Genomic DNA, 13,778 nt, shown 5'->3' on the forward strand with positions numbered 1-13,778 from the left:
CTGCTCCCCGGCGCCTCACCATTCCGGCACCGCGAGCCGCCAGCCGACCAGCCCGAGCAACGCGAACCCGAACGCGTTCAGCGACCCGTGCACCCGGACCATCACCGGGATGCGGAGCCCGAGCACGTCGGTCCCGGTGAACACCGAGACGGCGTAGCCGAGCGCGAGCGCCATAGACACCGGCAGTGCGAGTGAAGACAGGCCGAGCAGGAGGCCCTGCCGCCGCGGTCTGGCCGGTGCGACCCGCGTCGCGACGAAGCCACCGAGGACCGTCACGGCGAGGGTGAACGCGGAGACTGCCAGCACCTCGATGGTCGGCGAGAACGAGATGCCGACCGCGACGAGCCCCGGCCCGACGAGCACGACCGCGGCGACCGCCCGGTACAGGCCGACCTCCCTGTCGAGGGTCCGACCCGCGAGGCCGGTGACGACCGGGAGCACGAACCCGGCGTAGTGGAAGTGGACCGCGGTCAGCCGGACGATCGTCGGGTCGAACCAGAACGTGAGTCCGAGGTGGAACAGCACGAGGGCGACCGCGCCGACCACCGCGTAGGCGAGGCCGGCGTCCAGGACGGTCTCCGACAGTGGTGCGAGCGCGACCTCGGTATCCCGGGTCCGGGTTCGGACCCGCGCCCGGACCCGCACCGCAGCGACGAGTGCGAGGAGTCCGGTGACCAGCACCCAGGGGGTTGCCAGCAGCGCCGCGGTCGTGCCCTCGACTGGCGCGACGACCGACGCGACGAACAGGCCCGCGCCGATGGGCTGGCCGAGCACCGCGAGCCGGTGGAGTCGCCCGGCGAGCCCGGCGAACGAGGGCGTCGCCGCCATCCCGAGACCCAGCGGGACGAGCACCAGCGGGGCCAGCGCCAGTGCGCGGTCGATAGCGTCGAGGTCGGCCACGGCGACCAGCACCAGCCAGCCGACGCCCCCGAGGACGGCGCTCAGGTCGGTCGGGTCCAGCCCCGTCTGCTCCCCGCCCGCGTCGCTCATCGCGACGGCAGCGTCGAGACGTTGCGGGAGGGTCGGATGTCCGCGGGAACCGGCTCTCGCTCCTCGAAGGTCTGCGTGAAGCTCCCGCGGTAGCTCAGGATGTGGCCGGCCAGCGGGTTCTCCACGGTCGCGTCCACGTGGAACTGCTCGTCGGCCTCGTCGTAGCGGTCGCGCACCTCGACGGTGGCCGCCAGGGGGCCCGGCAGGGGCAGGTACCGCGAACCGACGCGGACCCACTGTTTCCCGCCCTCGACGACGAGTGCGCCGTTCTCGACCCGCGGGTGCAACTCGGAGGCGATGAGGCCGTCCGTCCCGAGGAAGTCGAGCAGGCGGCCGCGGACGTGGTCCCAGACGGTCAGGGAGTCGAAGTGACGACGCCTGTCACCGAAGTCGAACTCGCGCCGCGTCGTGAGTACCTCGTAGCCGGCGTCGTTCTTCCAGCCGACGGTCGTGACGGTGAATGGCACGTCCTTGCCCGCCTCCGGGAACAGCAGGTTCTGGGTCGTCATCGCGTACAGCACCGGCAGGGTGTGCGTCCCGCGGGTGATGTCCATCCGCCCCTCGCCGACGCAGGCGACCCTGTCGTCCGGGCCGAGGTCGTATCGTTCGCGGACCTTCGGGTGCAGGTCGTCGGCCGCCTCGCCCAGTGCGCGCTCGTAGACGCCAGTCATGCCCCGCACTTCTCGGGCATGGGATATGATAGTTGGTCTGGACGAGTCGCCGAGAGGTGGCGCCTCGGTTAAGTACGACCGACACTTACCCAAGGTTAGTGCGAACGCCTCGCACACCTCATGACATCACACGACCAGTCCTACGCGGCCCTGTACCGTCGAACCAGCCCGGCGGTGGTCTCCATCTACCCGACCTCCGGTGACGGCCTCCACGGCGCCGGTTCAGGGTTCGTCTACGACGAGGCCGGCCACGTCGTCACGAACCACCACGTCGTCTTCGGGAACGGGCACGGGCGCGGGCACAATCGCGGCCCCGAACCGGACGCCGCCGGCCCGGTCCGGCTGGAGGTCCGCTTCTCCCGCGGCGAGTGGCGGACCGCCACGCTCGTCGGGTCGGACCCGGCGACGGACCTCGCGGTGCTCCGGGTCGACGACGTCCCCGAGTACGTCGCGCCCCTCCCGGTCGCGGCGTCGAACCCCGAGCCGGGCATCCCGGTCGCCGCCCTCGGCAACCCGATGGGGCTCGACGGGACCATCTCGGCCGGCATCGTCTCCGGCGTCAACCGGTCGATGCCGACCCACGAGGGGTTCACCATTCCCGACACGGTCCAGACCGACGCCCCCATCAACCCCGGCAACTCCGGTGGCCCCCTCGTCACCATGGCGGGCGAGGTCGTCGGCGTCAACCGCGCCAGACAGGGCGACAACATCGGGTTCGCCATCTCGCCCGAACTCGTCCACCGGGTCGTCCCCGAACTCGTCGCGACCGGCCACGTCGAGCACGCGACCCTGCACGTCCGGACGATGGACGTCTCGCCCACGGTCGCGGAGGCGAACGGCCTCGACGAGCCCCGCGGGGTCCTCGTCGTCGAGGTTCGTGAGGGGCCCGCGAGTGGCGTCCTCGGTGGCTGCACCGACACGATGACCATCCGGGGTCGGCAGGTCCCCGTCGGCGGCGACGTCATCACCGGCATCGACGGCCGGGAACTGCACGCCCACGAGGAGCTCGTCCGCTACCTCATGACCGAGGTGCGACCGGGCGACACCGTCGAGGTGACCGTCAGGCGCCCCGCGGGCGAGACGACCGAACGACTGGTCGTGACCGACCGGACGAACTCCCACGAGGCAGACGTGGGCGCCCCCGACTGGGACGGGGAAACCAGCGGCGGAACGCGGATTCCCCTCGACTGAGCCGGTCTGGCCCCACGCTTCACCAACAATAGTTCTTGCAACCGATAGATATCTTTGGTGACTTCGAGAGCTTCGTTTCCGAATTAGACAATCTTAACATACGAAAGCGACAAACGTCCTATGATGCGAAACACCAACCGTGACTGGTGGCCGAACCAGTTGAACCTGGAAATTCTCGACCAGAACGCCCAGCAGGTAGACCCGATGGGCGAGGAGTTCGACTACGCCGAGGAGTTCCAGCAGCTCGACTACGAGTCGGTCAAGGCCGACATCGAGGCCGTCATGACCGACTCGCAGGACTGGTGGCCGGCAGACTACGGCCACTACGGACCGCTGTTCATCCGGATGGCGTGGCACAGCGCCGGGACGTACCGCACGAGCGACGGTCGCGGCGGCGCCAACGGCGGCCGACAGCGACTCCCGCCGATCAGCAGCTGGCCGGACAACGCGAACCTCGACAAGGCCCGGCGCCTGCTCTGGCCGGTCAAGCAGAAGTACGGCCGGCAGCTCTCGTGGGCCGACCTCATCGTCCTCGCGGGTAACGTCGCGCTCGAGTCGATGGGCTTCGAGACGTTCGGCTTCGCGGGCGGTCGCGAGGACGACTACACACCCGACGACGCCGTCGACTGGGGTCCCGAGGAGGAGTGGGAGGCGAGCTCCCAGGAGCGCTTCGACGAGGACGGCCGGCTCCAGGACCTGCTCGGCAACACCGTGATGGGCCTCATCTACGTGAACCCCGAGGGCCCGAACGGCGAGCCGGACGTCGAGGGCTCCGCACAGAACATCCGCGACACGTTCGGCCACATGGCGATGAACGACGAGGAGACCGTCGCGCTCATCGCCGGCGGCCACACGTTCGGGAAGGTCCACGGCGCGGCGGACCCCGACGAGCACGTCGGGCCGGAGCCCGAGGCCGCCCCCATCGACATGCAGGGTCTCGGCTGGGAGAGCGACTTCGGCGAGGGCATGGGTCCCGACACCATCACCAGCGGCATCGAGGGTCCCTGGACGAGCGCGCCCACCCAGTGGGACATGGGTTACGTCGACAACCTGCTGAACAACGACTGGACCTCGGTCAAGGGCCCCGGCGGTGCCTGGCAGTGGCGCCCCGTCGACGACGAGGCCGTCGAGGACGCGCCGGGCGTCGACGACCCGTCCGAGACCGAGGCGCCGATGATGCTGACGACGGACATCGCGCTCAAGCACGACGACGACTACCGCGAGGTCCTCGAGCGCTTCCAGGAGAACCCCGACGAGTTCCAGGAGGCGTTCGCGAAGGCGTGGTACAAGCTCATCCACCGCGACATGGGCCCGCCGGAGCGCTTCCTCGGCCCGGAGGTCCCCGAGGAGACCATGCTCTGGCAGGACCCCATCCCCGAGGCCGACTACGACATCATCGACGAGGCGGCGGCCGCCGACCTCAAGGAGGAGATTCTCGACTCCGACCTCACCCGGTCCCAGCTGGTCAAGACCGCCTGGGCCTCGGCCTCGACGTACCGCGACAGCGACAAGCGTGGCGGCGCCAACGGCGCCCGCATCCGGCTCGAACCCCAGCGCAGCTGGGAGGTCAACGAGCCCGAGGAGCTGGAGTCGGTCCTCTCGACCTACGAGGACATCCAGGAAGAGTTCAACAGCTCGCGGTCCGACGGCACGAAGGTCTCGCTCGCGGACCTCATCGTCCTCGGCGGCCACGCTGCCGTCGAGCAGGCGGCGGCCGACGCCGGCTACGACGTGACGGTCCCGTTCGAGCCCGGCCGCACGGACGCCACCCAGGAGCAGACCGACGTCGAGTCCTTCGAGGTGCTCGAACCGGACGCGGACGGCTTCCGGAACTACCTCGGTGACGTCGACGAGGACCCCGAGGAGACGCTGGTCGACCGGGCCGACCTGCTGAACCTGTCGGTGCAGGAGATGACGGTGCTCGTCGGTGGCCTGCGCGCGCTCGGCGCGACCTACGGCGACACCGACCGCGGCGTGCTCACCGACAGCCCGGGCGAGCTGACGAACGACTTCTTCGTCAACCTGCTCGACATGGACTACGAGTGGGAGCCCGTCGACGACGACGAGCTGGTCTTCGAGATCCGCGACCGCGAGACCGGCGAGGCCGAGTGGGAGGCCACCCGCTTCGACCTCATCTTCGGCTCCAACGCCCGTCTGCGCGCCGTCTCGCAGGTCTACGGCGCCGACGACGGCGAGGAGGAGTTCGTCGAGGACTTCGTCGAGGTCTGGACGAAGGTCATGCAGGCCGACCGCTTCGACCTCGAGTAACTCCCCCGCCAACGGTCGCCGCGACCGCGAACCGACTACCTTTTTCGTGCCGTCGCCGGAACCCGAGAGCCATGACGACGGAACGACACCACGCGCCCGACGCCGAGACGGTCGAGCGCGTCGTACGCGAGGGGCTCCGCGACGGGGCCATGGTCTCGGTCATGGCCGAGTGCGAGGTCGAGTACGACGGTCGCAGCGGCGGCTACCTCGGTCCCGGCGACCGCATGGTGGTCTGCAAGCCCGACGGCACCCTGCTCGTCCACCGGCCCTCGGGGCACAAGCCGGTGAACTGGATGCCCGGCGGCGCGACCATCAAGGTCGAGATCGACGAGGGCGAGGGGGACGGCGACGAGCCGGCCGACGCGGGCGCGCCCCTGCTCTACGCCCGGCGGTCGAACCCCAACGAGTACCTGCGCGTCTACCTCCACGACCCGTACCTCCTCACCAGGTTCGACGCCGACGACCCCGTCGAGTACCAGGAGCGCGGCACCGAGGCCGAGATGCACGAGTACATCGAGCGCAACCCCGAGACCGCGCTGGAGCCCGGCATCCGCATCGTCGAGCACGAGCGCGAGACGAAGTACGGCTTCGTCGACTTCTTCGCGAAGGACGAGTCGGGCGTTCCGGTCGTCGTCGAGGTCAAGCGCCGGCAGGCGACGCTGAACAACTTCGACCAGCTCAAACGGTACATCGAGCTGTACCGCGAGTCGAACCCCGAGGTCCGCGGGATGCTCGTCGCGCCGTCGGCCAGCGACCGGGTGAAGCGGGCACTGCGGGACAACGACATGGAGTTCGTCCGGCTCGCCGAGTTCGACGTGGAGACGCGCGAGGCGAGCGAGAAGACGCTCTCGGACTTCCTCTGACCCCGGACCCGTTCTCAGTCCGCCCGCGGAATCGCCCGGGCACCCAGCGCGAAGAAGACGACCGCGAGCACCGCGAGCACCGCCAGCGACTGGACCGCGTCGAGTCCGAGTACCACGGTCCCGGACTCCGCGCCCGCCCAGATGGCCTGTCGCAGGCCGTGAGCGAAGTACGTCAGCGGCGAGAGCGCGACGATGGGGTGGAACCAGTCGGGGAGCATGCTCGGCGGGACGAACGTCTCCGAGAGGAACAGCAGGGGGAGCCCGATGGCGTTCGCCGCGGTGATGGCACCGTCCTGCGAGTCGGCGAAGCTCCCGAGCAGGGAGCCGACCCCGCAGAAGCAGACCACGCCGAGGGGGACGAACGCGAGGATGAGCGGCGAGAACGTGACGGTCGCGCCCGTCAGCAGCACCGTCAGCACGAGCAGGACGAAGCCGGCGATGGCGATGATGACGGTGTTCACGAGCGTGTGGGCGGCGAGCCACTCCGCCCGCGAGAGCGGCGTCGTCGCCAGTTTCTCGAACCGGCTGCCCTCGCGGTAGCGGGCGACCTCCGAGCCCATGCGCGACAGCGGCGTCTGCAGGACGACCACCGCGAGGTAGCCCGGCACGTAGTACGCCGGGTCCTCGGCGAACAGGCCGCCGCCGGCCGGGTTCGTCTGTACGAGCGCCCCGAAGATGCCGATGAGCAACACCGGGAAGAAGAACGTGAAGAACACTGCCACGCGGCGGCGCAGGAACGAGTGCCACGCCGCGACGAACTCCGAGCGGACGCGTCTCACCGTCGTCATACCTCGGGGTCGGGCGTCGACCCGCTAAGGCGCGTCGGTTTCGTCGTGGGTGCGCGCGAGGGGTGCCGACCCTACTCCGCCGCTTCGAGCCGCACCGACTGCGCCTCGTAGTCCTCGATGAACGCGCCGGGGCCACCGATGGAGACCTCGGTGACCTCGCCGTCGTCCTCGACCGCGAGGACCAGCGAGTTCTCGACCGCGATGGAGCTCTTCACGACGGGCGTGACCAGCGTCTGGTGGACCTCGACGACACGCCCCCGGAGCGTCTCGACCTCGCCGTCGCCCGGGACCGCCTTCGCCTCCACCGTCGCGACCAGTTCGATGCCCTTGTTGCGGTAGCGCGTCGCGGCGAAGACCGCGTGCCGGAAGCCCTGGTAGGTGACCGGCAGCGGCTCGGGTTCGGCGACGACGGCCTCCTCGGCGACGGGCCAGTAGTTGCCGAAGAACGAGCCGACGAGGATGGGGACGAGCTGTTCCTGTGCGATGGCGACCGCCTGCTCGCCGGTGTTCGACCGGGCCAGCAGGTCGTAGGGCGCGAACACGCCGAGGCGGGTGTCGACCGTGAACAGCACCGGGGCGCGCTCCTCCCACACCCGGACGACGCTCGCGACGGGGTCGTCCTCGTCGCCGACGTCGGCGGCCGACGACTCCGCGCCAGTCAGGATGAGGAAGACGAGCACGTCGCGGTCGACCGTCTCCCGGAGTTCGTCCTCGATCTCGGGCAGGACGCTGGCCGGAATCGAGAGCGTCACCTCGTCCTCGGCGGTCGAGAGGAACTCCCGGATGCGCTTGAGTACCGTCGCGCGGGCCTTGATGACCTCGAACTCGCGTTGCTCCTCGGTGACGCGGTTCCAGCGCTCGGCGAGGTCGGGCCCCAGCGAGCGCAACTCGGTCGTGAGGCGCTCGATGACCTCCTCGGGCGGGTTCGCCCGGATGAGCGTCGGGACGGCGTGGTCGTTCACCTCGACGAAGCCGCGCTCTTCCAGTTTCTCGCTCACGCTGTAGACGTAGCGCTTCGAGACGCCCGCGTCCTGTGCGATGGTGCTCGCCTTCGCCTCCCCGTGGTCGAGGATGGTGAGGTAGGTGTCTATCTCCTTCTCGGAGAGGCCGAGTCGTTCCAGCCGGTCGGTCAGGTCCCTGTCGTCCATTGTATCGTGCTCACGTGGTTGCTACGCGAAAACATGACCCTGTGTGCCTTACCGCTTTCGTGACGATTCGCCGTGTGTGCGTGTCACCTGTCCCGACCGCCTCAGTCGGCAGGCGACTCCACCGGGACCGAGGTGCGCCCCTCGAACGCCTCGCCGGTGAGCGAGAGGTAGACGTCCTCGAGGTCCGGTTCCGCCCACGAGAGTTCGGTGTAGGCGACGCCGGCGTCGTCGAGCGCGTCGACCACGTCGCCGATGGCCTGCGGGTCGAACCCCTCCAGGACCACCTGGTTGCCGGCGGTTCGATGGCTCCAGGCACCGAGCACCGCTGCTGCTGCCGTCACGTCCCCGTCGACCGTGACGGTGAGCCGGCGGTCGCCACCGTGGGCCCGGACGAGTTCCTGCGGCGTCCCGACCGCGACCAGTTCCCCGTCGGAGAGCAGGCCGACCCGGTCCGCGAGGCGTTCCGCCTCGGCCATGTCGTGGGTGGTCAGGAAGACGGTCGTCCCGCCGGCGGCCAGCGATTCGATGCGGTCCCAGAGGGTGCGCCGGCCCGCCGGGTCGATGCCGGTCGTCGGCTCGTCGAGGAACAGCACGTCGGGGTCGTTGACGAGCGTCGCGCCGAGGCAGACCCGGCGCTGCTGGCCGCCCGAGAGGTTCTCGTACCACGTGTCGGCCGCGTCCGCGACGCCGACCTCCCTGAGAATCTCGTCGACGTCCCGCGGGTCGTCGTACAGCCCGGCGTAGTACGAGACGACCTCGCGCGCCGAGAGCCGCGCCGGCGGCGCGAACGACTGCGGGAGCACGCCGAGGCGCTCCTTCGAGACCGCCTCGGGGGCCGACCCGAGCAACTTCGCCGTCCCCGAATCCGGTGCGACCGACCCGGTCAGCGCCCGGACGAGCGTGGTCTTGCCGGCCCCGTTCGGCCCGATGAGCGCGAACACGTCGCCCGCGCCGACGGCGAAGGAGACGCCGTCGAGCGCGACCGTCTCGTCGTACGCCTTCCGGAGGCCGTCGGCGACTATCGCGTCGGTCATGGCCGAGCGTTGGTGGGCCGGGGGTAAGAAGGCTCGATTTCGTCCCGGGGCGTCGGTGGCCCGCCAGCCGACCAACTAAGCACCCGGCCCACCTAGGCGCCGGCATGAAGGTCGCCGTACTCGGTGCCGGCTACGCTGGCGTCACCCTCACCAAGAAGTTAGAGAAGTCCCTGCCCGCCGACGTGGAGGTCGTGCTCGTCAACGACACCGACGACCACCTCGTCCAGCACGAGTTGCACCGGGTCGTCCGCCGCCCGGCCGTCGCCGACTTCATCACGGTCCCACTCTCCGACGTGGTCGACCGGGCGACGGTCCGCATCGGCCGGGTCACCGACGTCGACACCGACGCCCGGACCGTCCAGTTCGCGGACGACTCCTCGCTCTCCTACGACGTGGCCGCGGTCTGCCTCGGCGCGGAGACCGCCTACTACGACCTGCCGGGCGTCGAAGAACACTCGACACCCCTGAAGCGCCTCGAGGACGCCCACGAGATCCGCGAGGAGTTCATGGAACTGGTCGAGGACGGCCCGGCAGGTGGCCGGGTCGTCGTCGGCGGGGCCGGCCTCTCGGGCATCCAGGTCGCCGGGGAACTCGCCGAACTCGCCGACGAGACGGGCGCCGACGTGACCGTCACGGTCCTCGAACAGCTCGACAGCGTCGCGCCCGCCTTCCCGGAGAACTTCCAGCGGGCGGTCCACGACGCACTCGTCGCCCGGGGCGTCGAGGTCCGGACGAACGCGGCCGTGACCGAGGCGACAGCCGACACGCTCGAACTGGCCGACGGGCAGTCGCTCGACTACGACCAGCTCGTCTGGACCGGCGGCATCCGCGGCCCCGACGCCCTCCACGGCGAGCGCCCGGTCGTCCGGAGCAACCTGCGACTCGACGGGACAACCTTCGTCGTCGGGGACGCGGCGAAGGTCGTCGACGACGCGGGCACGGCCGTCCCGGCCAGCGCGCAGGCGGCAATCCGGGAGGCCCGGGTCGCCGGGAAGAACGTCGAGCGGCTCGTCTCGCACCTGCGAGACGGCGACGCCGGCGACTTCCAGCCCCGGCTGGAGCGTTACACCTTCGACTCGCCGGGCTGGCTCGTCACGGTCGGGAACGGCGCGGTCGCACAGGTCGGCCCGAGCGTCTTCACCGGGCGCGGAGCGCTGACGCTGAAGACGACCGTCGGCGCCGGCTACCTCTCCTCGGTCGGGGCCGTCGAGGAGGCGGTCGATCTCGTGAACGAGGAACTCGGCATCGCCCCCCACGAAGAGGCCTGACCGAACGCCCCGTTCGACGGTTCACCACCACGGTACCGTCGTGTTCGGATACCCGGGGCACCGGCCGGTAATCGGTCGTTCCTAACGCCCCGTTTTCACCGGTATGCTCTCCTTTACCGCCGGCGAGTGGCGCCCTCGAAACACGGAGTGACCCGTGCCAGCGCCAGTACGAAGCACATAACTTTTAGCAAATCTGCCGTCTGTTATCACGTCGCAATCTCGGGGTCCTCGCGATTGCACGACCGGGGGGAGTATGAAACAGCAAGAGAGCAAATGCAAACTGGTGTACTGTACGAACGGCTGGGTCGAGATCAAGGAGCTGGGGAAGAAGGACGCGTGGATCGCGACGGACACGCCGGTCCCGATACTGGAGTAGCCGCGGCTCGCGGCGTGCGTGCCGGGCGGAACCCGGCATGGCGGTCGCGACCGACCAGCCGCGAACCGGGGGGTCGCGTCGCTGGTCGACAGCCGCGACTGCGAAGAACGACCGCGCGGCGAGTGCTTTTCTAGCCGTGCGAGAGGCCGCGCTCGGCGGCGCCGATGAGGAACAGCGCGAACAGGGCGACGACGAGCCACTGCCCGGTCTGGGTCGAGAGCGCGTCGGCGAACGCGCCGAGCAGGTCGACGCCGAACGCCTGGCCGAGCGAGAACAGCAGCAGGACGACGCCGATGGCCGCGAGGCCGAACCGGACGACCGTCGTCGCCAGGTAGTCCCTGAGCCGCGAGCCGACCGACCGCCGTCCCGAGCCCCTGGACGCCTGCTGCTGCTGGGGCTGTTGCTGGGACTGCTGTCCCTGCGGCTGCTGTCCCTGATTCTGTCCCTGGTTCTGCTGTCGACCGTCGGTACCGCCCGTCGTCCGGTCGTCCTGTGGCATGGTATCGTCCTCATCGGAGCATTCGACGCCGCGCGCCTAACTCATCACCCAAGGTAGAAAGGCGAGAATTCGTATCGTCACGGTACCGAGACGGTACGAATCGGCGGTTTCAGGGTTCTCCGACTGCGCCGCCAGCCCGTCAGCGGTCGGCGACCCGCCCGCGAACGTGGCGGTAGAGGCCGCCGAAGACGACCGACAGCCCGTAAGAGGCGACCACGAACGGCCCCCAGTACACCCAGAGTTCGTACGCCGGGGCGATGCGGTTCCCGATGGCGCTCCCGATGGCCAGGACGAGGTAGCCCGGGAGTGCGAGTGGGTTGTGGTAGCCGTACTTCAGGAGGACGACCGGGAACACCAGCAGCGAGAACGTCACGGCCACGGCGCGCCCGGCGAACCAGCGCCGGAACGGCGGGGACTCGGGGTCGGTCACGTGTTGGCCCTCGCCGGTGGCTGTCGGTCGAGACCGTGCTGTGCGAGCAGGTGTTCGGCCGCGGCCGTCGTCCAGTCGACCCGGGTGCCGAGGTCGGTGAGGAACGTGGTCGTCTCGACGACGTACGCCGGCGTCCCGAGCTCGGCGCCGACCTTGTGGGCGAGCAGGGGCGACCCGCCGCCCATCGCGGGCCCGGTCGTGAAGTCGTGGAGTGGCATCGACCACGGGACCTGCGTCTCGTTCAGGTGGGTGCAGGTCGCCTCGGCGTTGGCGGTCGCGTCGCCCGCCGCCGTCGGGAAGATGGCCTGCCCCACGTTCCGCGGGTGGAGCCGGTAGATGCCACGCGAGCGATGGAGGTCGAGCACCACGTCGGGGTCGTGCTCCTCGACCAGCGACCAGATGGCACGGGCGAGCTTCGTCGCGGGCTCCTCGCCGGGCGTGAACTGGCGGTTCAGGTCCCCGTTGTCGTTCTCGCGGGTCCCCCGCCTGATGGCCGGCTGGTTGGCTCGCGGGAGGACCACCACGGTCCCTGCCTCGAACGACCACTCGGCGACGGCCCCGGCGGCCCGGTAGCCGCTGCGTTCGTCGCCGTGGAGCCCACCGACCACGACCGCGGTCGGGCCCGGCTGGCCGCCGTCGATGGTCACCACCGGCGTCTCGTACGTCGTCCCGGGGAGCAGTGTCCCGCGGGTGCGGTCGTCCGCGGCTGGCTGGGCGGTCGCCATCGTCTCGTCACGACCGCCGAACCCGCCGAGCCCGCCGAAGCCGACAGCGGTCGCTGCGAGTCCGGCGAGTGCCCGTCGCAGAAACGTCCGTCGTTGCATCGGTACAGACCAGCGGACCCGGCCCCAAGATTATGTCCCGGCTAACGGCGGGACGGTGGCCTGCCCGTGTGGACCCCTCTCATTCGGTCCCGGCCGTCGAGCCGCCGTCGGTCTCGACGCGCTCGGGGGCGGTCTCGTCCTCGTCGCCGCCCTCGGTCGAGATCCACTCCTCGGCCCACTCGCCGATGGCGTCGAACACCGGGCAGAGCGACTCGCCCTTCTCGGTCAGCGAGTAGTAGGTCGCGACGGGGGCGTCCTCCTCCAGCCGGCGGTCGACGAACCCCATCTCCTGGAGGTCGTCGAGCACCCGCGAGAGGGTGCGCGAACTCGCGTCGGTCGAGCGCTTGAGCTCGTTGAAGCGCTTCTCACCGCCCTGCAGGTCGTGCAGGACGACGAGTCGCCACTGCGAACCGATCTGTTCGAGGGAGTCGATGACGGGACAGGCAGCCGCGTTGGGGTTCTCGTCGGAACTCGTCGCCATTGCCCCACCGTTGGCCGCCGCCACACTTAGAGGTTCGTATCCGAACCAGCTATCAGATGAGAACTGGTTTGCCGACTACCCCATCGCCGCGAGCCGGTCGAGGACCTCGTCGGTCGTCCGGGCGTCGTAGGTCCAGAACCCGTAGAACTCGTTGTCGCCGGTCTCCTGGGCGAGCAGCGCAGCCTTGCGGTCGTCGCGACCGTTCCCGTCGTAGACGACCCACCAGTGCTTCGTGACCTCCTTCGCGTCGCTCGCGTGGACGGTGAGGTCGAGGTCGTCCGGGCGCTCCCAGTCGGCCTGCCCGTAGACGTGGACGTCGAGGTCGCTCCGGGAGAGGTTCCGGTAGACGTTCCGCTGGAAGTCGACCTTCGAGAGCTGCTGGAACCCCGAGTGGAGGGTCCCCTCCCCATCGTTCCACGCCCGGAACTCGACGTTGCGCGACGCCATGATCATCCGACGCTTGTCGTACGACCGGAAGCGCGTCCCGTCCAGATGCTGGATGACGGCGGGAATCTCCGCACGGTCCGACGGCTGGTCGTCCCGGCTGGCGAACCGGGCGACCGTCTGGATCGAGTTCGCGGCGACGAATCGCCCGTCGGACTGCAACACGAGGGTGTCCCTGGGCTGGCCAGACGCCGTCTTGTCCTTGACCTTCTCCACCTCGTGCTTCGAGAGGAACCGACTCACGGTGGCCAGCGCGCTCTCGTCGGTCACGTTGCAGGCGTGCAACGTCTTCGATTGGAGGTCCGTCTCGCCGACGATGCGCCCGAGTGGTTTCGTAGTCATACGGGTGCATTCTCGGCGGGTCCTGTACGCTCCCTGCCCATCCTGTTAGGTATGCAACCGGTACGGGGTCGTCCGGTCGCCCGACCACGCCCTCACTGCCCACCTGACATCGATGTCCCCTGGTGACACCACTGTCAGATTAGGTATATGTCCGTGGGGTC

General features: G+C 69.6%; 15 protein-coding genes. 5 read left to right on the forward strand and 10 right to left on the reverse strand.

Annotated elements, in window-relative coordinates; translation table 11 throughout:
* Nucleotides 1–15: 15 nt before the first annotated feature.
* A complete protein-coding gene (locus NOV86_RS17675; RefSeq protein ID WP_267643075.1) occupies nt 16–990 on the reverse strand; it encodes a YndJ family protein in 975 nt (324 codons plus the stop codon).
* Nucleotides 987–1,661, reverse strand: a complete 675-nt coding sequence (locus tag NOV86_RS17680) for a DUF4166 domain-containing protein (protein ID WP_267643078.1) — start codon at nt 1,659–1,661, stop codon at nt 987–989. Before NOV86_RS17680 ends, NOV86_RS17675 begins: the two co-directional genes overlap by 4 nt.
* A gap of 120 nt (nt 1,662–1,781) precedes the next feature.
* Here NOV86_RS17680 and NOV86_RS17685 point away from each other — a divergent pair, with 120 nt between their 5' ends.
* The 3 genes from NOV86_RS17685 (at nt 1,782) to nucS (ending at nt 5,983) form a co-directional block, all read left to right on the forward strand.
* Nucleotides 1,782–2,852: a S1C family serine protease gene (locus NOV86_RS17685; protein WP_267643079.1), complete on the forward strand. Its 1,071-nt coding sequence runs from the start codon at nt 1,782–1,784 to the stop codon at nt 2,850–2,852.
* A 123-nt stretch (nt 2,853–2,975) separates the two neighbouring features.
* On the forward strand, nt 2,976–5,120 hold the full coding sequence (gene katG, locus NOV86_RS17690; RefSeq protein ID WP_267643129.1) for a catalase/peroxidase HPI: 2,145 nt from the start codon (nt 2,976–2,978) through the stop codon (nt 5,118–5,120).
* 71 nt (nt 5,121–5,191) lie between these two features.
* Nucleotides 5,192–5,983: an endonuclease NucS gene (nucS, locus tag NOV86_RS17695; RefSeq protein WP_267643080.1), complete on the forward strand. Its 792-nt coding sequence runs from the start codon at nt 5,192–5,194 to the stop codon at nt 5,981–5,983.
* 14 nt (nt 5,984–5,997) lie between these two features.
* Here nucS and NOV86_RS17700 read toward each other — a convergent pair whose 3' ends face one another.
* The 3 genes from NOV86_RS17700 to NOV86_RS17710 form a co-directional block, all read right to left on the reverse strand.
* Nucleotides 5,998–6,771: an ABC transporter permease gene (locus NOV86_RS17700; RefSeq protein ID WP_267643081.1), complete on the reverse strand. Its 774-nt coding sequence runs from the start codon at nt 6,769–6,771 to the stop codon at nt 5,998–6,000.
* A gap of 71 nt (nt 6,772–6,842) precedes the next feature.
* Complete coding sequence (locus tag NOV86_RS17705; protein ID WP_267643082.1) at nt 6,843–7,919, reverse strand: TrmB family transcriptional regulator; 1,077 nt, start codon at nt 7,917–7,919, stop codon at nt 6,843–6,845.
* A gap of 101 nt (nt 7,920–8,020) precedes the next feature.
* Nucleotides 8,021–8,953: an ABC transporter ATP-binding protein gene (locus NOV86_RS17710; protein ID WP_267643083.1), complete on the reverse strand. Its 933-nt coding sequence runs from the start codon at nt 8,951–8,953 to the stop codon at nt 8,021–8,023.
* Nucleotides 8,954–9,057: 104 nt separating this feature from the next.
* On the opposite strand from NOV86_RS17710, the gene NOV86_RS17715 reads away from it, so the two are divergent.
* Both NOV86_RS17715 and NOV86_RS17720 read left to right on the forward strand, forming a co-directional pair.
* A complete protein-coding gene (locus NOV86_RS17715) occupies nt 9,058–10,221 on the forward strand; it encodes an NAD(P)/FAD-dependent oxidoreductase (RefSeq protein WP_267643084.1) in 1,164 nt (387 codons plus the stop codon).
* A gap of 253 nt (nt 10,222–10,474) precedes the next feature.
* The gene (locus tag NOV86_RS17720) at nt 10,475–10,597 is read left to right on the forward strand and encodes a hypothetical protein (protein WP_267643085.1); all 123 of its coding nucleotides are present in this window, start codon (nt 10,475–10,477) and stop codon (nt 10,595–10,597) included.
* A 130-nt stretch (nt 10,598–10,727) separates the two neighbouring features.
* Here the strand turns inward: NOV86_RS17720 and NOV86_RS17725 are convergent, their stop codons facing one another.
* The 5 genes from NOV86_RS17725 to NOV86_RS17745 all read right to left on the reverse strand — a co-directional run bounded on the left by NOV86_RS17725 (nt 10,728) and on the right by NOV86_RS17745 (nt 13,617).
* Nucleotides 10,728–11,096: a hypothetical protein gene (locus NOV86_RS17725; protein WP_267643086.1), complete on the reverse strand. Its 369-nt coding sequence runs from the start codon at nt 11,094–11,096 to the stop codon at nt 10,728–10,730.
* 139 nt (nt 11,097–11,235) lie between these two features.
* Nucleotides 11,236–11,526 carry a hypothetical protein gene (locus tag NOV86_RS17730; RefSeq protein ID WP_267643087.1) on the reverse strand — a complete coding sequence of 97 codons (291 nt, stop codon included), beginning with the start codon at nt 11,524–11,526 and terminating at the stop codon, nt 11,236–11,238.
* The gene (locus NOV86_RS17735) at nt 11,523–12,350 is read right to left on the reverse strand and encodes a succinylglutamate desuccinylase/aspartoacylase family protein (RefSeq protein WP_267643088.1); all 828 of its coding nucleotides are present in this window, start codon (nt 12,348–12,350) and stop codon (nt 11,523–11,525) included. Before NOV86_RS17735 ends, NOV86_RS17730 begins: the two co-directional genes overlap by 4 nt.
* Nucleotides 12,351–12,429: 79 nt before the next feature.
* A complete protein-coding gene (locus NOV86_RS17740) occupies nt 12,430–12,831 on the reverse strand; it encodes a winged helix-turn-helix transcriptional regulator (protein ID WP_267643089.1) in 402 nt (133 codons plus the stop codon).
* A gap of 75 nt (nt 12,832–12,906) precedes the next feature.
* Nucleotides 12,907–13,617, reverse strand: a complete 711-nt coding sequence (locus NOV86_RS17745; protein WP_267643090.1) for a DICT sensory domain-containing protein — start codon at nt 13,615–13,617, stop codon at nt 12,907–12,909.
* Nucleotides 13,618–13,778 lie beyond the last annotated feature (161 nt).

This window comes from Haloarchaeobius amylolyticus (genome assembly GCF_026616195.1).
Lineage (GTDB): Archaea > Halobacteriota > Halobacteria > Halobacteriales > Natrialbaceae > Haloarchaeobius > Haloarchaeobius amylolyticus.